Genomic DNA, 17,113 nt, shown 5'->3' with positions numbered 1-17,113 from the left:
AGGCACTGATCGGTTGCAAGCTCCGCCGGAACCCGCGCGGCGTCCATCCTGGTGACGAGCGGCTGCTAGAGACGATCAGGACGCTTATTCTGGCGGTCCTGTCGCCGATGCGGGCGGGGCGTTTGGCGTTAGCGAGGGGTACTGCGCGTGCTGCCGCGTCGCGGAGGGCCCAATGGGGCACCTACGACTCACGCCAAGGGCCTGGGAGAGCCAGCTAGGTTCAGTTTGCCTGCACCTGCGTTGACGATCAAGCGTACTTGATCAGGCGCACTAGACCAGGCGCCCTTGATCAGGCGACTTGGGCTTCGTCAAAGTAGCGTTCGAGATCGTCGTCTGAGTCCGAGTCGTTGCTCGCGAGCTCGGCATTGAGGCAGCTGATCAAGCGCATGCTCTTGAGCAGATTGAAGACGGGGGCAGGAACGTTCAGCAGACGGATCTGGCCCTGTTGTTCGGCGACGCTATTCTTGGCCGCGATCAGCAAGCCGATGCCCGCCGAATCGATGACGCGCAAAGGCTCTAGATCGACCACAAGCTGGGGGCCTTCGGAAGTGAGTGCCTGCTGAAGCTTGCGCTGCAGGCTAGGGACGAGGGTGGCGGTCAGTTCATCAATGACGATCGCGCGAGCGGGTGCGGAGGCGGTTGCAGGCTGTGGATGATTCATGGGAAGAATTCCTGATCGCTGGGTACAAACTGATGGAGTTGAGACAACCCCCTTTACTGAGGTCTATAAGTTACACCGGCGAGCGGATACCCATTGTAAAGACTTGTTAAGCTGAATCTTGGTTCGGCGTGCCGGGTTGTGCGAACTTCTCACGTATTCTGTTGCCTGTTGGCTTGAATGTGTGAACTGAGCCCAAGGCTGAAGTCTGAGACTTGACGCATCTGGGATGAGTTTCGCGCCAACCACCCCATGTTTATCCAAACCAAAAACCATGAGCTGATGACGATGTCGAGGGCAACGCTAGGACTGCTAGGACTGATGAGTTTGCTTCTGGTCGCGGCTAGCGTCTCGGCTCAGCCGCAGGCGCCCGGGGTGATTCTGAGCGAGGCGCGGGTCGCGCAGGTCGCGGATCGGGTCGAGGCCTTGGGCACGCTGCGCGCGAACGAGTCGGTGACGATGACGGCGACGGTTACCGAGACGCTCTCCGCGATCCATTTCAACGATGGTCAGCGGGTCGAAGCGGGCGACATCCTGGTCGAGATGACCAGCCGTGAGCAGCATGCGCGCTTGGAGGAGGCACAGGCCCGGCTCTCCGAGGCCGAGCAGCAGTACGAGCGGGTGAAGTCGCTCGAGGCGACCGGCTCGGCCTCAGCTTCATTGCTCGATGAGCGCCGCCGTGACCTGCGTGCCGCACGGGCGACCTTGGCCGCGATCGAGTCGCAGCTTGCGGATCGGTTGATCAAGGCCCCGTTCGATGGCGTGGTCGGCCTGCGCAACATTAGCCTTGGCGCGCTGGTCGAGCCCGGTGATGTGATCACCACGCTTGATGATGATCGCGTGATGAAGCTGGATTTTCCAGTGCCTAGCCTGTTCCTGCCGTCGCTGGTGCCGGGGTTAACGATCGAGGCGCAAGCGCCGGCACTCGGTGATCAGGCCTTCGATGGCGAGGTCGCCAGCGTCTCGAGCCGTGTCGATCCGGTGACCCGCAGCGTGCAGGTGCGCGCCTTGATCGAGAATCCGGAACGCCAACTGCGGCCTGGTCTCTTGATGCGCGTTGAGCTGTTGCGCGATCCGCGCGAGGCCCTGATGGTGCCTGAGGCGGCGATCCTGCAACGTGGCGGCGAGCATGCGGTGTTGGTGGTGGATGAGCATGCCGACGGGCAGATGGTGGCACAGCGCCGCGAGGTGCAGGTTGGCCTTCGCCGACCCGGCGAGGTTGAGATCGTCACCGGCCTCTCGCCGGGCGAGCGCGTGATTACCCACGGCGCGGACAAGGCGCGTCCGGGGCAGCCGGTGCAGGTGCGGGCAATCGACGATGGCAGTCGTCCGCTGAGTGAGCTGATCGCGCAACCGGTTGAATCGACTGCTGGCGAGATGGAGCGGATGCCGTGATCCTCTCTGATCTTGCCGTTACCCGGCCGGTTTTCGCCAGCGTTCTATCGCTGCTGCTGGTGGCCTTCGGCTTGGTCGCCTTCGATCGGCTGCCGCTGCGCGAGTATCCCGATATCGATCCGCCGGTAGTCTCGATCGAGACCGTCTATCCGGGCGCGGCGGCGGCGGTGGTCGAGACCCGCATCACGCAACTGATCGAGGATCGGATCGCTGGCGTCGAGGGCATCGAGCGCATCGAGTCGGTCTCCGAGGATGGCGAATCCAAGATCACCATTGAGTTTAAGGTCGGTCGTGACATCGACGGCGCCGCCAACGATGTGCGCGATCGCGTCTCGGCGGTGCTCGATCAGTTGCCCGCCGAAGCCGATCCGCCCGAGATCCAGAAGGTCGACAGCAGCGACGACGTGATCATGTGGCTGAATCTGTCTAGCGAGAACATGACCGTGCCGGAGCTGAGCGATTATGCGCGGCGCTATCTGGTCGATCGTCTGTCAGTGCTCGATGGCGTGGCGCGCGTCCGCGTCGGCGGCAGCCAGACCTATGCGATGCGGGTCTGGATCGACCGTAACGCGCTGGCGGCGCGCGGCTTGACGGTGAGCGATGTCGAACAGGCCTTGCGCTCGGAGAATGTCGAGCTGCCGGCCGGCGGGGTCGAGTCGATCGATCGTCAGTTCAGCGTGCGCACCGAGCGCAGCTTCCGCACCGCGGATGACTTTGCGCGACTTGTGGTCGCAACGGGTGATGATGGCTACCTGGTGCGCTTGAGCGATGTGGCGCGCGTCGAGCGCGGCACCGAAGAGGATCGCACCCTGTTCCGCGGCAACGGCACGCCGATGGTCGGCTTGGGCATCATTAAACAGTCGACCGCGAATACGATTGCCGTGGCCGATGCCGCCAAGGCCGAGATGGCACGGATCAATCCAACGCTGCCCGAGGGTATGCGGATCTTCCAAAGCTACGATACCTCGGTCTTCGTCAAGGACGCGATTCACGAGGTCTATAAGACGCTGGCGATCGCGATCCTGCTGGTGGTGCTGGTCATCTTCCTGTTCTTGGGCTCGGTGCGCGCGATGCTGGTGCCGGCGGTCACGGTGCCGGTGTCGCTGATCGCGACCTTCAGCGTACTGCTGATGCTCGGCTTTTCGGTCAACATTCTGACCTTGTTGGCGCTGGTGCTGGCGATCGGCCTGGTGGTTGACGATGCCATCGTGGTGCTCGAGAACATCCACCGACGCATGGAGCAGTATGGTGAGACACGGCTGGTCGCTGCATACCGCGGGACGCGTCAGGTCGGCTTTGCGGTCATTGCCACGACCATTGTGCTGATCGCAGTGTTTCTGCCGATCGCCTTCCTGCAGGGCGACATTGGGCGGCTGTTCTCCGAGTTTGCGTTGACCATGGCGGCGGCGGTGAGTTTCTCGACCTTCGTCGCCTTGACCCTGTCGCCGATGTTGGCCTCGAAGCTGTTGCCGGAGTCGCATCGTCGGGCCAACCTGACCGCCGGTGTCGACTGGGCGTTTGAACGCTTGCGCGGCGGCTACACGCGGCTGTTGGCTTTTTTCCTCCGTCAGCGCTGGCTGATCATGCTCTTGCTTCTGGTCACCCTCGGGCTCGCTTGGTGGCTGTTCCAGCAGTTGCCGAAGGAATATGCGCCCAGTGAGGATCGCGGCGCCTTCTTCGTGCTGGTTAATGGGCCTGAGGGGGCCTCGTTCAGCTACATGGAAACGTACATGGACGAGATCGAGCGCCGGCTCTTGCCCTATGCCGAGTCTGGCGAGGCGATTCGGGTCTTGGTGCGCGCGCCGCGGTCGTTTGGTAACACGGAGGTGTTCAATAGCGGCATCGTCATCATGGTGATGGCGCCGTTCGGCGAGCGCCGGCCCAGTCAGGTGGTAATGGATGAGATCCGCGCCAAGCTCGGCGATCTGCCCGGTGTGCGCGCCTTCCCAGTGATGCGTCAAGGGTTCGGTGCGCGCATCCAAAAACCGGTGCAGTTCGTCATCGGCGGTGGCACCTATGAGGAGCTGGCCGCCTGGCGCGATACCCTGGTCGCCGAGATCGAAAAGAATAATCCCGGCCTGCAAGGCCTCGATTGGGATTACAAAGAGACCAAGCCGCAGTTGCGCGTGGAGGTCGACTACGACCGTGCGGCCGATCTCGGGGTGACGGTCGAGACCATCGGCCGCACCCTGGAGACCATGCTCGGCTCGCGCCGGGTGACGACCTATCTGGATGCCGGCGAGGAATACGATGTCATCATCGAGGGCGAGCGCGACGAGCAGCGCACGCCGGCGAGCCTCAGTAACCTCTACGTGCGCTCCCAGAAGACCGGCGAGCTGATCCCGCTATCGAACCTGGTGCGGGTCACCGAGACCGCCGAGTCGAAGAGCCTGAACCGCTACAACCGGGTGCGCGCGATCACCCTCGAGGCGAATCTGGCCGATGACCTACCGCTTGGCGAGGCCCTGGCCTATCTGAATGCGCTCGCGGCTGAGCATCTGCCGGAGCAGGCGATCATCGACTACAAGGGCCAGTCGGCGGATTTCCAGGAGTCCGGGCAGGGCATCCTGTTTGTCTTCCTGCTCGGCATCGCGGTGGTGTATTTGGTGCTGGCGGCCCAGTTCGAGAGCTGGGTGCATCCGCTGGTGATCATGCTTACGGTGCCGCTGGCGATGGCCGGCGCCTTACTGGGGCTCTGGCTGACCGGGCAGTCGCTGAATATCTACAGTCAGATTGGTTTGATCATGCTGGTGGGATTGTCGGCCAAGAACGGCATCCTGATCGTCGAGTTCGCGAATCAACTGCGCGATGAGGGCAAGGACTTCGATGCGGCCTTGTTGGAAGCCGCTGATGTGCGCTTGCGGCCGATCATCATGACCGGCATTACCACGGCGGCCGGCTCGATCCCGCTGCTGCTCAGCAGTGGCGCCGGCGCTGAGACTCGCACGGTAATCGGCACCGTGATTTTGGCAGGCGTGCTCGCTTCGACCTTGTTTACGTTGTTCGTCGTACCGGTGGCCTACTCGGCCTTGGCGCGTGGGACGCAATCTCCAGGAGCAGTTGAGCGGCGTCTTGCGCAGGAGGAGTCGGCGCAAGACCAAGCCCAGTCGTCGCCGTCGCTGCCAGGGGCCTAGTGCAGTGTTGGTTTTGCCATGCTCAGGCGCGCAGCGCGTTCTGCACGAGCGCCGTTGCCTCAGCGGAGGGTAGAGCCCGCGCGAAGAGCCAGCCTTGACCAACCTGGACGCCGAGGTCTCTTAGCGTGCTCGCCTGCTGCTCGTCTTCGATGCCTTCGGCGAGTACCTGTTTGTCGAGCGCGACACCTAGGCCGACGATGGTCTTGACGATCTCCCGAGGCTCGCGTCCAGCGTCCAGGCGCATGACGAAGGAGCGGTCGATCTTCAAGGTGTGGAACGGGAAGCGGTGCAGGTAGGCGAGTGAGGAGTAGCCGGTGCCGAAGTCGTCGATCGAGATCTTCAAGCCGAGGTTGGCGAGCGCCTTGAGGATCTCCGTGGTCTGCTGTGGGTTGTCCATCGCCATACTCTCGGTGACCTCAAGCTTGTAACGGCCTGGTGCGACGGGACCGAGCTGCTCGATGATGTTGGCGGCATCGGCGAGCAGGTCGGTCTCGGTGAATTGGCGCCCGGAGAGGTTGACCGCCAGCTCGCCCTTGAAGCCGAGCTGGTCCCAAGCCACCAGCTGGCGCACCGCCTCGAACAGGGCCCACTGACCGACGGCATTGATCTGGCCGCTTTCTTCGGCGAAGGGAATGAACTCGCCCGGCATGATCTGGCCGCGCTCTGGATGCTGCCAGCGGATCAGGGCCTCGAAGCCGAGCAGGCGCCGGTCGGCGAGGGCGACAAAGGGTTGATAGTGGAGCTGGAACTGGTCGCCGTGCGCCAGGGCGCGGTCGATGTTCTCGGCCAGCCAGCGGCGTGAGGTCTCCAGCTGCTGCATGGCCGGGTCATAGCGTTGCGGCTGGCCGGTGGGCGCTTGTCGTGCCTTGGTCAGCGCCAAGGTGGCTGCTGCGAGCAGTTCATCGGTGCTGCTGAGTCCCTGAGCGCTATGGGCTTGACTGATGCTGATCGGGATGGGCTTCTGGTCGGCGTCGAGCTGGAAGGGGTCGGCAACCAGGCGTTGGGCGCGCTCGGCCAAGCCCAGCGTATCCGGTCCACGGAAGGCGAGCGCGAACTGGTCGGCGCCGAGGCGCGAGACTAGGATGCCTTCCGTCTTGAGCGTCGATAAACGGCTGGCGAGCTGGGTCAAGACCGCGTTACCGCCGAGCTGACCGTAGTCCTCGTTGATGGCGCGGAAGCCATCGATGTCGAGCAGTACCAGGCCAACGTCGGGCGCTTGATCGGGCTGGGTTTGATCCGGCTGTGCTTGATCCGCGTGCACTGAACGCTGCGCTGAGCCGAGCCATTGGTTGACGCGATCGGTAAACAGATCACGATTGGCAAGGCCGGTGAGACGGTCGTGCAGGGCGTCGAAGGCGAGCTGACGCTCGAGCCGCTTCTGTTCGGTCAGGTCGGTGAGTGAGCCGGCCATGCGTACCGGCTGTTCTCTCTCGTGATCTCCTTCGTGGTCTCCTTCGCGCACAGCGACCCCGCGGATCAGCAGCCACCGTCGTTCGCCACCACGCTCGAGGGCGACGAGGCGATTGAACTGGCCGGTCTGACCGCTTAGGTGTGCCTCCAGCTCTTGCTCACACTCCGCTCGCTCAACCTGATCGAGAAGATCAAGCAACTGGCCGATGCCAGGCGCTTGGTTTGCTGGTGCCGATTCTGGCCCAAGCAGATCACGGGCGCGGGCTGAGAGGTAGACGGCATCATTGACGATGTCCCAATCCCAGAGCCCGTCGTTGGCACCGGTTGCGGCGAGCGCATAGCGTTGCTCGCTCGCGCGTAGCGCCTGCTCTGCCTGCCGGCGTGAGTTGCTGTCGAGACGAGCGCGCCAGGTCAGCCCGGAGCCGCCGGCGAGCGTGAGCGCAATCAATGGGAAGACCATCGAGACGATCTGCTGCTGTTGCACTAGCAACAACTGTGACAGGCCGATGATGGCAAGGCCGATCAGCGCCAAGACCAGGATGGCGCGCAGTGGGGGCAGCTTGGCGACCAGCGCCACGGCGACCAGCGGCAGCAGCAGGATCAGCAGCAACACGACAGGCGCGCCCCAGATTGGGCGCTCGAGCCAGCGCTTGGTCATCAGGTTGTCGATCACAGTCGCGATCCGCTCCACGCCTGGCAACAGGGGATCGAACGGTGAGAGATTGCGATCGTTGGTGCCCAAGGCAGTGCCGCCGATCAGGACGATGCGGCCCTGAAAGCGCGCTGGATCGAGACGGCCGAAGGCATAGTCCGCGAGCGAGTAGGTGGGGAAGGTCGCTGCGGGGCCGTAGTAGTTGACCCACTGCCGCGAGCGGGCGTCGATGGGCACCTCTGTTGCGCCGATCTCGATGTGATCGGCGAACTGCGCCTCGACCCTGTCCCAAGGCGTCTCGGACAGCTGTGCAGCGGAGACGATGGCGAGGCTTGGCAGCCATTCGCCATCGAATGGCAGCGCCGGAAGATCGTAGCGTAGAGCGCCGTCGGTGGTGGTGAGGGCACTGACATGTCCGAGCGCTTGCGCGGTCTCGGCAAGCGCGGGGATGGGGGCTAGCACGCCCTTGGGTGCCAGCTCGATCTGGGCGCCTAGCGCCTGGTTGCGATAGCGTCGATAGGCGCTGTCGAGGATTGGACCGCTGCTGAGCATGGTTGAGGAGGCTTGTGCGGCCTCATCGGGAAGCGCATAGGCGAGCACCACGTTCCCTGCCCGCGCAATGGCCGCGGCGAAGGCCTGGTCGGCTACCTCGCCATGCGCTGATGGCTCGGAAAACAGCATGTCGAAGATGATCGTGGCCGCTCCGTCGGCCTGCAATCGATCGACCACCTCGGCGAGGATGTGCCGATCGATCGGTAGGCTGCCGATCTCGCGGATGCTGGGGTCATCGATGAGCAACAGCGCCATGGCCGGCTGGCCGTCGGCCGCGGCAGGGATGATTGGACCGCGGGCGTGAATCTGTGCGTCGAGGACCTGCCCCTCCAGGTTCTGCAGCAAGGGGATGCGCTCGCGCAGACCCCAGCCGAGGAGTGTGACCAGGATCGCGAGCAGCGCGAGGCTGAGGTAGCCGATGCCGGCGAGCCGGGGCTTGATCACCGATCGGGTCGGCGGCTGCTGCCGTGAGTCGGGCATCGTCTAAACGCCGCTCAGGCGTTCGAGCATGGCATTGACGCGCTTGGCGCCCCACACCTTGGGCTGGTCGCAGCCTGCGCTGAGGTGGCAATCGATACCCTGGTTGGGCTGGTCGAGCACGAAGGGGGTAGCGCCCTGACCAAGGGGCTGCTGGTCGGCTGTGGTGACTGCTGTGACGAAGATCGATCCTGAGCTGATATGGATCTCGGAGGTCTGATCGGCATTGACGGCGACCTGAAACTCAGTGCCTCGGACGGCGGTCACCGAGCTTCGGCTGCGCACCGACCAGGACTTGTCCTGGCCTGGCGTGACCTTTTGGCCGATCAGGCCGGTGGCGAGCATCAACTGGACCTGTTTGAGCTGTTTGCCCTGATGCGTAAAGAGCTGGTCGACGAAGGCGGAGGGATTATTGGCCGCGGCTTCCTCGGTGAGTCGCTCGATGGTCATGCGCGATGCATCGCTGAGGATGACGATAGAGTTGTCAGGGAAGCGCAATTTGGCGCGTCCAGGCGAGTGGGTGCGAATCTCGGTACCCTGCTCCAGCTGCAAGCCGACGGACAGTGCAGTCGTCTTGCCATGCGCAATGACCTCACCGCTACCTCGCAGCGCGATCACCTCGACCATCGGGGCGGCGAGGAGGTTGCTGCTCAGTAACAGAAAGAGCAGGGTTGGAATCAGGGAATAGGGTGAAAGGGGCCGGGCAAGCGAAAAACGGGGCATACGCATGGCGATGTCTCGGAGAATAGCTGTTGGGCAAGCATGAAGCTAACCCTTGGCCTGTGCTCAATGCAAGGCGAGTCTGAAAAGAAGCCCGTGCTTTGGTGAGTGGTGGCAGGGGGGGATCTGTTGCGTGGTTAGACCAACATTGATGCGCCGTCCGCGTTGGCTTGTGCTGGTTATGGTGCTTGCGCTGCCTATGATCGCTTTGCTGCGTCAGTGGCTATGCCATGCGGCGGTCGAGGGCGAGGTGACTGCGGTGCCGAGTGCACAGTTGTTGCGTGTCGGTGAGGCGCGGGTCAGGCTGAATGAAGTGGTGATTACGAACCAGTCGGCGCCCGCGCGCGGGGCGTGTCGCTACCTACAGGCGCAATTGCTGGGTCAGGCGCTGCGGTGCCGCGGCTGTCGGAGAGGGGAGAGCGCCGTTATTAGCGGCTGGTGTGAGTTGCCCGATGGGACTCGGGTAGGGCGTCTGTTGGTTAAGGCAGGCTTTGCTCGCGACTGTCCGGCAGCCTCTGGCGGCCAGCATGCGGCCTTCGAGACCGCGGCGGCTGAGTCGATTCCGTTACCAGATCGCTGCCGACCTTGGATGCGACGCGGCCCGAGGCCGCCGATTCGCTAGCGTCTGTGACGGCTGACGAATCCAATCGCTACTTAATCTTGCCTTCTTTGTACATCACGTGCTGACGCACGACCGGGTCGAACTTCTTGATCTCCATCTTGCCCGGCTGATTGCGCTTGTTCTTGGTCGTGGTATAGAAGTGCCCGGTTCCAGCGCTGGAGTTCAGGCGAATCTTATCGCGTGCGGCCTTGGCCATGGTTGCTCGCTCCTAGTGTTGATTCGTGATGGCTCAGACGCGCTCGCCACGCTTGCGCATGTCAGTGAGCACGGAGTCGATGCCGAGCTTGTCGATGACGCGCATGCCCTTGGTGGTGACGCGCAGGCGAACCCAACGATTCTCGCTCTCGACCCAGAAGCGATGATAGTGCAGGTTCGGCAGGAACCGACGCTTAGTTTTGTTGTGGGCGTGAGAAACATTATTACCGGTCAGCGGCCGTTTGCCGGTGACCTGACAGATTTTGGACATGATGCAGGGCTCCGATGCAGATGATCTCTGCGGCGATGGGGCGGGCGAGTCACTGAGACTCGAGCCGACCGCTGCCGCGACGCGCGCCGCCGACTCAGGATGATGGCAGGTCACGACGAACGCAAAATACTAAGCCGATAAACGCTAATGGAAAATGCGGCGAGCGTCAACTCTAAGATCGTCAAATCGTCTATTGACGGCGCTGGGCACCTGAAAGCAGCCTCAGCTCGGCAAGGCGTGATACACAATCACTGCGCAGCTCGCGAGTGCAACGCTGCCAAAGATTTTGATATCGCCCGAAAGTACCCAAGCTCCAACAGTCTTAACATCGACAATGGTGTGAGTCATCGGCATGTATCGAGACTTCAGCAGCGTTGCACTCGGTTGGAGCAAGCGCAGCGATTCCGCCTCGCGTGCTAAATCAGCCCGCGCTCGGCGAACGAGGTGCCGTCTTGCTCGCCGACGATGATGTGATCGAGTACGCGCACATCGATGAGCTCGAGCGCGTCCTGTAGGCGCTTGGTGATCCGCAGATCGGCCTGGCTGGGCTCGGCGACGCCGCTCGGATGATTGTGGGCGAAGATCACGGCTGCGGCGTTCCAGCGAATCGCCTCCTTGACCACCTCGCGCGGATGTACGCTGGCGCCATCGATGGTGCCGCGGAACAGCTCCTGATACTCGATGACGCGATGCCGGTTGTCGAGAAACAGGCAGGCGAAGACCTCATGCGAGAGGCCGCGCAGGCGCAGCTTGAGATAGTCACGCGTGGCATCCGGGCTGGTCAGGACATCGCGACCGGTCAGCTCCTCGCGCAGATAGCGGCGGTTGATCTCCATCACCGCCTGCAGCTGCGCATATTTGGCATCGCCGAGACCCTTAGCCTCGCAAAAATCGCGCTGGCTTGCGGCGAGTAGGCCAGCGAGACCCCCGAAGGTTTTGATCAGATCGCGGGCCAGATCGATCGCGCTCTTGCCGGTGATGCCGGTGCGCAGAAAGATGGCCAGCAGCTCGGCGTCGGTGAGCGATTGAGCGCCGCGCTTGAGCAATTTCTCGCGCGGGCGGTCGTCCTCGGGCATGTCGGTGATCTTGGTCATGGGGTCTCCGTTCGGTCCTTTGACTAACGCCGGGAACAGTGGCTCGATCTTGTGCATTGGCAGGAAAAGCCGTAGCGCTTGCTCTGGGAATGGCCTGAAGTCGTATCGTGCATAGAATTCTGTTGCCTGCTCATTGAGTGCATCGACGATGACGGCGAACGAAGCGATGGACCTTGAGTGATGAAGTGCGCGATGAAGCGCGTCCATGAGTAAGGTATTCCCCAAGGCCCTCACCGCGCGCTCTCGTGTCGATGGCGAGGCGCCCCAGTAAAGTCGCGGGAATCTGTGGATAACGTGGCAATCTGCGGGTGATTTCTGTTGGGAACTCACCGAGTAAGATGCTGATGGCGGAAAGGGTATAAAAACCAATGATGCACGGACTATCGTCCTTCGTTAGCACAAAGGGCGCTGCTATCCGCTTCTTCGCGTCCTGCCGTGCCTGCTTGCGCAGATAGGCATCGAGTGGCGCTACGCCGCACGAAAAGTCGTTGCGATCATGATGCGGGCCGAGGGGTTCGATCCTTAGAGAAGGCTCGGTGCTGGCTTCCTGCATCAAGACTGCTGGCGCTGAAGGTATCGCTGTGCAGCAGAATGAAGCAGCTCGCTGGGAGGCTCGTCGTCGAGCAGGGCTTCGACAAAGGCCTCCTGGTCACGCCTGCTCAGGCGGAGGCGTTCATGCTCTAGCAAGGTCTCTTTTGCTGCTTTTTGGGCTCTACTGACGACGAAATCTGCTAAAGATTGGCCCTCTAATGCTGCGGCCCTGCTCAAAAGCTGCTTTTGCTCCGGAGTGATCCTTGCTTCCAGTCGCTTTACATGGTGCTGCTTGACGCTGTTGAGTGTTTCCGACATCAGATGTCCCAGTTGGCGGTTAATCTGACCTAGCAATCTACGGCAGAAAACCATGCGATACAATCGGTCTTAGCGCGGCGGTTGCTTCGAGGCTTACCGGCTGAGTGTACCCTGATCGGTTATGATGCAGGGCTAGTATCGACGAGGTGACTCAGTAAAGGTTGCTGACAGTGATCGAGCCCCGTGACCAGGAATTGCAAGCGCCGTTAGTGCATGTCCTGCTTGGCATCAGCGGAGGGATTGCCGCCTACAAGAGCGCCGAGCTGGTGCGGCGTCTGCTTGAGCGCGGCGCTGAGGTGCGGGTGGTGATGACGCCTGCGGCGCAGGCCTTTATCACGCCCTTGACGCTGCAAGCGCTCAGTGGCCACCCGGTGCGCGTGGATCTGCTGAGTCCGGAGGCCGAGGCGGGGATGGATCATATCGCGCTGGCGCGCTGGGCCGATCAGGTGCTGATCGCGCCAGCGACCGCCGATCTGATTGCGCGCCTGGCCTGCGGGCTAGCCGATGATCTGCTGACTACGCTGGTGTTGGCGACCGAGGCGCCGGTGGCGATTGCGCCGGCGATGAACCAGCAGATGTGGGCGCATCCGGCAACCCAGGAGAATACCGAGCGCTTGGCCGCGCGCGGGGTACGGATCATCGGCCCCGCCGTTGGCGAGCAGGCCTGTGGCGAGCAGGGTGCTGGGCGGATGGTGGAGCCGGTCGCGATCGCAGAGGCGGTTTTAGGCGCTCATCGAGCAACGCATGATGCAGTCCAGGGTGGTGCCGAGGCTGAGGCCCGAGCTGCAACCCAAGCGACACGAGCCGGAGGAGGAGTTCAGGCGACACGCGCCGAAGTCCAAGCGACACGCGCTGGAACCCAAGCGACAACGCTGGCAGCCAAAGTGGCGCAGCAGCGGCAGGATGCCGTTTCGAGTCACGCTGGTGCAGCTGGCGCTGAGCGGATGCTGCAGGCAACAACCTTCACCAACGGTCATCCGCTTGCCGGACGACGGGTGCTGATGACGGTTGGCTCAACGCGTGAAGCGATCGATCCGGTGCGCTTCATCGGCAATCGCAGCTCGGGCAAGATGGGCTATGCGCTCGCCGAAGCCCTGCGCGCCTGTGGTGCGCAGGTCATGCTGATTGCCGGGCCGACCAGCGTTCCGGCGCCGGTCGAGATGATGCGAGTGGATGTTGAATCGGCGCTGCAGATGCGGGCTGCGGTGATGGCGCAGGTGCATACCTGTGATCTTTTTATCGCGACCGCGGCCGTCGCGGATTATCGTCCTGAAGCGCCGGTCGAGGGCAAGATCAAGAAGACCGACGCAGCAATGACGCTGACCTTGGTGCCTAACCCCGATATCCTCGCCGAGGTGGCGGCCTTGCCAAAGCAGCCGTTTACGGTCGGTTTTGCCGCCGAGACCGATGATCTCGAAGGCCATGCACGGGAAAAGCTCGAGGCCAAGCAGCTGTCGATGATCGCCGCCAATCGCGTCGGTGACGGACCGGGTGGATTCGAGTCTGATAAGAACGCGCTCATCTGCCTGTGGCCAGGCGGTGGCCGGCGTGAGCTGCCCATGATGTCTAAACCAGCGCTGGCCACGGCGCTCGCTGATCTGATCGCCGAACGCTATGCCGCACAGTCTGCAGGTTAAGGTCTTGGATGCACGGCTGGGTGGCGAATTTCCGCTGCCGGCCTATGCGACCACCGGCTCCGCCGGGCTGGATCTCCGGGCGATGCTGGCAGCGCCGCTCGAGCTGGCCGCTGGCGCCGTTGAGCTGATCCCAACCGGGCTGGCGATCCACATCGCTGATCCCGGTCTTGCGGCGATGATCCTGCCTCGCTCCGGGCTTGGCCACAAGCATGGCATCGTGCTCGGTAACCTGGTCGGGCTGATCGACTCAGACTACCAAGGCCAACTGATGGTCTCGTGCTGGAACCGGGGTCGCGAGCCCTTCCGCATCGAGATCGGCGAGCGCATCGCGCAGCTGATCCTAGTGCCGGTAGTGCATGCCGAGCTGGAGCTGGTGACCGCGTTCGAGCAGAGCAGGCGCGGCGAGGGTGGTTTTGGCCATAGCGGTCGGCATTGATGGCGGATTCGCTGCGCACCCTGACACTGACTCCTGCTGCTGATCCTGAGCCTGATCCTGATCCTGATCCTGATCCTAATGGTCATGGCTTGCTGTGCCCATTCGATGATGAATCGCGCGAGAATCAGGTTAACTCGGGCGCTATTCCGGCTTCGCAACCGGGGCGCGCGATGATCCTTTAGCACCAAGCCGCAACGGGGGTGGTTGGGATCGCCGCCCCTGGTGCGAACCGGTTTCCATCGGCCGTGCTTGGCGGCTGATGTCTTCAGGCGAGGAATTTCGATGTCGATTGCTGCAGACAGCGCCCAAAATATTGCCCACGTCCTCACCGAGGCGTTGCCCTATATCCGTCGCTTCTCGGGCAAGACCATGGTCATCAAGTATGGCGGTAACGCCATGGTCGAGCAGGCACTGAAAGACGGCTTCGCACGCGACATCGTGCTGATGAAACTGGTCGGCATCAATCCGGTGGTGGTGCACGGCGGCGGGCCGCAGATCGGCGATCTGCTGAAGCGACTGGGTAAGGCCACCGAGTTCGTCCAAGGTATGCGGGTCACCGACAGCGAGACCATGGATGTGGTCGAGATGGTGCTCGGCGGTCTGGTCAACAAAGAGATCGTCAACCTGCTCAACCGCCATGGTGGCGCCGCGGTTGGCCTCACCGGCAAGGACGGCGATCTGATCCATGCCCGCAAGCTTGTCTTGCAACGGGATGCGCCGGAGTTCGAAGCCCCCGAGATCCTCGATCTGGGTCATGTCGGAGAGGTCGACAGCATCGATCCCGCAGTGATCAACATGCTGGTTCAGGGCGACTTCATCCCCGTGGTCGCGCCGATTGGTGTCGGCAAGGATGGCTTCTCCTACAACATCAACGCCGATCTGGTCGCTGGCAAGATGGCTGAGGTGCTGCAGGCCGAGAAGCTGGTGTTGCTAACCAACACCGCTGGGCTGCTCGACGAGCAGGGGGCGTTGATCCGTCAGCTCGAGGTCGCACGGGTGAATCAGCTCATCGCCGAGGGCGTGATCCACGGCGGCATGCTACCCAAGATCCGCTGCGCTCTCGAGGCCGTTCAAAGTGGAGTGCGTGCCGCCCACATCCTCGACGGTCGCGTCGAGCATGCCGTGCTGCTGGATCTGTTTACCGATGAAGGTGTGGGAACGCTGATTCGAGGGCGCTGAGGGCGTAAATGAAGGGCGTCGCTCCACGGTGGCTGAAGGCCGTGGAGCGACGCGTTCCCGCCTCGCCGAAGTCACAGTCAAAGGTTAGCTGATGCCCGTCGGCTGAACTGCGACCTAGTCGAGGTTTTGGCACTTGGCCTGCTTTACATTTAACCTAAAACCTAAAAAGAGCACTTTAACCGCAGATTACGCAGATTAACCCAGAGATTTTAATGCATTACTGATCATCACTGATTCACCTGTTGGTGGCCTTGCTAAATCTACTAGGCGTTGATTTGTAATATTTTAATCTGCGCGCATCTGCGCCATCTGCGGTTTATAGCTTCAATCTTCCACCTCACTTCCATACTCAGCCCGATAGTCAGCCAAGGCCGCCAGCGTCTCCTTCGAGATCCCGCTCTCGTCGACGTACTGGATCAGGTTATCCAGGTTGACGATGCTTTGCACCGGGATGCCGTAGCGCTGGCGCGCATCTTGGATGGCTGAGGTGCGGCCTTCGCCCCGCTCTTGCCGATCCAGTGCGATAATCACGCCGGCGAGCCGAGCCCCGGCATGCTCGATCAGAGCAGCGGATTCGCGCACCGAGGTGCCGGCGGTGATCACATCGTCGATCAAGAGCACATCGCCCTGAAGGGGGCTGCCGACGATGATGCCGCCCTCGCCATGGTCCTTCGCCTCCTTGCGGTTGAAGGCGAAGGGCGTCTCGAGACCATGCTCATGGGCCAGCGCGATCGCGGTGGCCGCGGCAAGCGGGATGCCTTTGTAGGCGGGGCCGAAGAGCACGTCGGTCTGCAGGCCGGTGGCGATGATGGCCTGGGCGTAGAAATGACCGAGCTTGCCCAGGCTCGCGCCCGTATTGAAGCCACCCGCGTTGAAGAAATACGGGCTGATGCGACCGGACTTGAGGGTGAAGCTGCCGAAGCGCAGCACGCCGGCCTCGATTGCAAAGCGGAGGAAATCTCGTTGATAGGAATGCATGGCGCCGTCTGGTCTCTCTCATCATCGTTACCGGGCCGGCATGATAGCCCGAGTCCGACGTCGCGTCCGTGGGGGAGATGCGCATGATGACCGGCTCATTGCTCACGGCCTGGCTGGTTGGTCTGCTCGGTGGGGTTCACTGTGTTGGCATGTGCGGAGGCATTGTCGCGACTCTGACCGCCGGACTGCCACGCGAGCAGCGGCAGCAGGTCTCGCGGCAGCTGCCGTTCCAGCTCGCTTACAACAGCGGACGCATCCTCAGTTATACATTGGCGGGGGCGCTGATGGGCGCGCTGGGCGCGGTCGCGCTCGAGTTTCTGCCGCTGCATCTGGCGCAGCGGGCGCTGTATCTCATCGCGGCGGTCTTCATGCTCGCGCTTGGGCTCTATCTGGGCGGCTGGTGGCAGGGTCTGACCCGGGTTGAGCGGCTGGGTGCTCGGCTCTGGCGCCGGATCGAGCCGCTCGGCCGCCGCTTCCTGCCGGTGCGCCATTGGTCGCAAGCGCTGGCAGTCGGTCTGGTCTGGGGCTGGCTGCCCTGCGGACTGGTCTACAGTGTGCTGATCTGGTCCGTAGGCTCGGGTGGGCCGTTGCAGGGGGCTTTGCTGATGCTGCTGTTCGGTCTCGGCACCTTGCCCAACCTGCTCGGGCTTGGTCTTCTAGCCGGTGCCGCCGCGCGCCTCAGTGAGCAACGCTGGCTGCGTCAACTTGCGGGCCTGATGGTGATCGGGTTTGGTCTGTATGCGCTCTGGCAGGTGGTTGTGCTTTAAGGCAGCGCGCGCCTTGATCCAGAGGCCAAGGGCCGCTAACAAAAGTCGATATCGCCTTTGGCTTCATGACTCGATGCGGTTGCGCGC

Annotated in this window: 16 protein-coding genes; 7 read left to right on the top strand and 9 right to left on the bottom strand. The window is 62.6% G+C overall.

Annotation, left to right across the window (positions count from 1 at the left end; genetic code table 11):
• Positions 1–289: 289 nt before the first annotated feature.
• A complete protein-coding gene (locus VBE63_RS04010; RefSeq protein WP_323681704.1) occupies positions 290–661 on the bottom strand; it encodes an STAS domain-containing protein in 372 nt (123 codons plus the stop codon).
• A 318-nt stretch (positions 662–979) separates the two neighbouring features.
• On the opposite strand from VBE63_RS04010, the gene VBE63_RS04005 reads away from it, so the two are divergent.
• Together VBE63_RS04005 and VBE63_RS04000 are read left to right on the top strand one after the other, a co-directional pair.
• Positions 980–2,053, top strand: a complete 1,074-nt coding sequence (locus VBE63_RS04005; protein WP_323681703.1) for an efflux RND transporter periplasmic adaptor subunit — start codon at positions 980–982, stop codon at positions 2,051–2,053.
• Positions 2,050–5,187, top strand: a complete 3,138-nt coding sequence (locus VBE63_RS04000) for an efflux RND transporter permease subunit (RefSeq protein ID WP_323681702.1) — start codon at positions 2,050–2,052, stop codon at positions 5,185–5,187. The genes VBE63_RS04005 and VBE63_RS04000 overlap by 4 nt, the downstream gene beginning before the upstream one ends.
• A gap of 22 nt (positions 5,188–5,209) precedes the next feature.
• On the opposite strand, the gene VBE63_RS03995 is transcribed toward VBE63_RS04000, so the two are convergent.
• On the bottom strand, positions 5,210–8,281 hold the full coding sequence (locus VBE63_RS03995) for an EAL domain-containing protein (RefSeq protein WP_323681701.1): 3,072 nt from the start codon (positions 8,279–8,281) through the stop codon (positions 5,210–5,212).
• Between the two features lie 3 nt (positions 8,282–8,284).
• The gene (locus VBE63_RS03990) at positions 8,285–9,007 is read right to left on the bottom strand and encodes a FecR domain-containing protein (RefSeq protein WP_323681700.1); all 723 of its coding nucleotides are present in this window, start codon (positions 9,005–9,007) and stop codon (positions 8,285–8,287) included.
• A 190-nt stretch (positions 9,008–9,197) separates the two neighbouring features.
• Here VBE63_RS03990 and VBE63_RS03985 point away from each other — a divergent pair, with 190 nt between their 5' ends.
• The gene (locus VBE63_RS03985; RefSeq protein ID WP_323681699.1) at positions 9,198–9,620 is read left to right on the top strand and encodes a hypothetical protein; all 423 of its coding nucleotides are present in this window, start codon (positions 9,198–9,200) and stop codon (positions 9,618–9,620) included.
• A gap of 28 nt (positions 9,621–9,648) precedes the next feature.
• Here VBE63_RS03985 and rpmG read toward each other — a convergent pair whose 3' ends face one another.
• The 5 genes from rpmG to VBE63_RS03960 all read right to left on the bottom strand — a co-directional run bounded on the left by rpmG (position 9,649) and on the right by VBE63_RS03960 (position 12,029).
• A complete protein-coding gene (rpmG, locus tag VBE63_RS03980; protein ID WP_093034499.1) occupies positions 9,649–9,816 on the bottom strand; it encodes a 50S ribosomal protein L33 in 168 nt (55 codons plus the stop codon).
• Positions 9,817–9,849: 33 nt separating this feature from the next.
• Positions 9,850–10,086 (bottom strand): 50S ribosomal protein L28, encoded by a 237-nt coding sequence (gene rpmB / locus VBE63_RS03975; protein WP_200238241.1) that lies wholly within the window; start codon positions 10,084–10,086, stop codon positions 9,850–9,852.
• A gap of 416 nt (positions 10,087–10,502) precedes the next feature.
• On the bottom strand, positions 10,503–11,180 hold the full coding sequence (gene radC / locus VBE63_RS03970) for a RadC family protein (protein WP_323681698.1): 678 nt from the start codon (positions 11,178–11,180) through the stop codon (positions 10,503–10,505).
• 130 nt (positions 11,181–11,310) lie between these two features.
• Positions 11,311–11,733, bottom strand: coding sequence for a GNAT family N-acetyltransferase (locus tag VBE63_RS03965; RefSeq protein ID WP_323681697.1), 423 nt, complete (start codon positions 11,731–11,733; stop codon positions 11,311–11,313).
• Positions 11,733–12,029, bottom strand: coding sequence for a DUF1778 domain-containing protein (locus VBE63_RS03960; protein ID WP_323681696.1), 297 nt, complete (start codon positions 12,027–12,029; stop codon positions 11,733–11,735). Before VBE63_RS03960 ends, VBE63_RS03965 begins: the two co-directional genes overlap by 1 nt.
• Positions 12,030–12,190: 161 nt before the next feature.
• Here VBE63_RS03960 and coaBC point away from each other — a divergent pair, with 161 nt between their 5' ends.
• From coaBC to argB, 3 genes are all read left to right on the top strand, one after another.
• On the top strand, positions 12,191–13,666 hold the full coding sequence (gene coaBC / locus VBE63_RS03955; RefSeq protein ID WP_323681695.1) for a bifunctional phosphopantothenoylcysteine decarboxylase/phosphopantothenate--cysteine ligase CoaBC: 1,476 nt from the start codon (positions 12,191–12,193) through the stop codon (positions 13,664–13,666).
• Positions 13,644–14,102 carry a dUTP diphosphatase gene (gene dut, locus VBE63_RS03950; protein WP_323681694.1) on the top strand — a complete coding sequence of 153 codons (459 nt, stop codon included), beginning with the start codon at positions 13,644–13,646 and terminating at the stop codon, positions 14,100–14,102. Before coaBC ends, dut begins: the two co-directional genes overlap by 23 nt.
• Before the next feature lie 282 nt (positions 14,103–14,384).
• Positions 14,385–15,281: an acetylglutamate kinase gene (argB, locus tag VBE63_RS03945; protein WP_323681693.1), complete on the top strand. Its 897-nt coding sequence runs from the start codon at positions 14,385–14,387 to the stop codon at positions 15,279–15,281.
• Between the two features lie 324 nt (positions 15,282–15,605).
• On the opposite strand, the gene pyrE is transcribed toward argB, so the two are convergent.
• Complete coding sequence (gene pyrE, locus VBE63_RS03940; protein ID WP_323681692.1) at positions 15,606–16,259, bottom strand: orotate phosphoribosyltransferase; 654 nt, start codon at positions 16,257–16,259, stop codon at positions 15,606–15,608.
• A gap of 86 nt (positions 16,260–16,345) precedes the next feature.
• Here pyrE and VBE63_RS03935 point away from each other — a divergent pair, with 86 nt between their 5' ends.
• Positions 16,346–17,026: a sulfite exporter TauE/SafE family protein gene (locus VBE63_RS03935; RefSeq protein WP_323681747.1), complete on the top strand. Its 681-nt coding sequence runs from the start codon at positions 16,346–16,348 to the stop codon at positions 17,024–17,026.
• Positions 17,027–17,113 lie beyond the last annotated feature (87 nt).

The sequence above is a fragment of the Lamprobacter sp. genome (genome assembly GCF_034860625.1).
Classification (GTDB): domain Bacteria; phylum Pseudomonadota; class Gammaproteobacteria; order Chromatiales; family Chromatiaceae; genus Lamprobacter.
This window is presented reverse-complemented; position numbering and strand designations above follow the sequence as displayed.

Excerpts from the sequence above, each read along its gene's own strand:
- VBE63_RS04010 (WP_323681704.1), bottom strand. The coding sequence starts at position 661 with ATGAATCATCCACAGCCTGCAACCGCCTCCGCACCCGCTCGCGCGATC.
- VBE63_RS04005 (WP_323681703.1), top strand. The coding sequence starts at position 980 with ATGAGTTTGCTTCTGGTCGCGGCTAGCGTCTCGGCTCAGCCGCAGGCG.
- VBE63_RS03995 (WP_323681701.1), bottom strand. The coding sequence starts at position 8,281 with ATGCCCGACTCACGGCAGCAGCCGCCGACCCGATCGGTGATCAAGCCC.
- VBE63_RS03990 (WP_323681700.1), bottom strand. The coding sequence starts at position 9,007 with ATGCGTATGCCCCGTTTTTCGCTTGCCCGGCCCCTTTCACCCTATTCC.
- VBE63_RS03985 (WP_323681699.1), top strand. The coding sequence starts at position 9,198 with ATGATCGCTTTGCTGCGTCAGTGGCTATGCCATGCGGCGGTCGAGGGC.
- rpmG (WP_093034499.1), bottom strand. The coding sequence starts at position 9,816 with ATGGCCAAGGCCGCACGCGATAAGATTCGCCTGAACTCCAGCGCTGGA.
- rpmB (WP_200238241.1), bottom strand. The coding sequence starts at position 10,086 with ATGTCCAAAATCTGTCAGGTCACCGGCAAACGGCCGCTGACCGGTAAT.
- radC (WP_323681698.1), bottom strand. The coding sequence starts at position 11,180 with ATGACCAAGATCACCGACATGCCCGAGGACGACCGCCCGCGCGAGAAA.
- VBE63_RS03965 (WP_323681697.1), bottom strand. The coding sequence starts at position 11,733 with ATGCAGGAAGCCAGCACCGAGCCTTCTCTAAGGATCGAACCCCTCGGC.
- VBE63_RS03960 (WP_323681696.1), bottom strand. The coding sequence starts at position 12,029 with ATGTCGGAAACACTCAACAGCGTCAAGCAGCACCATGTAAAGCGACTG.
- dut (WP_323681694.1), top strand. The coding sequence starts at position 13,644 with ATGCCGCACAGTCTGCAGGTTAAGGTCTTGGATGCACGGCTGGGTGGC.
- argB (WP_323681693.1), top strand. The coding sequence starts at position 14,385 with ATGTCGATTGCTGCAGACAGCGCCCAAAATATTGCCCACGTCCTCACC.
- pyrE (WP_323681692.1), bottom strand. The coding sequence starts at position 16,259 with ATGCATTCCTATCAACGAGATTTCCTCCGCTTTGCAATCGAGGCCGGC.
- VBE63_RS03935 (WP_323681747.1), top strand. The coding sequence starts at position 16,346 with ATGACCGGCTCATTGCTCACGGCCTGGCTGGTTGGTCTGCTCGGTGGG.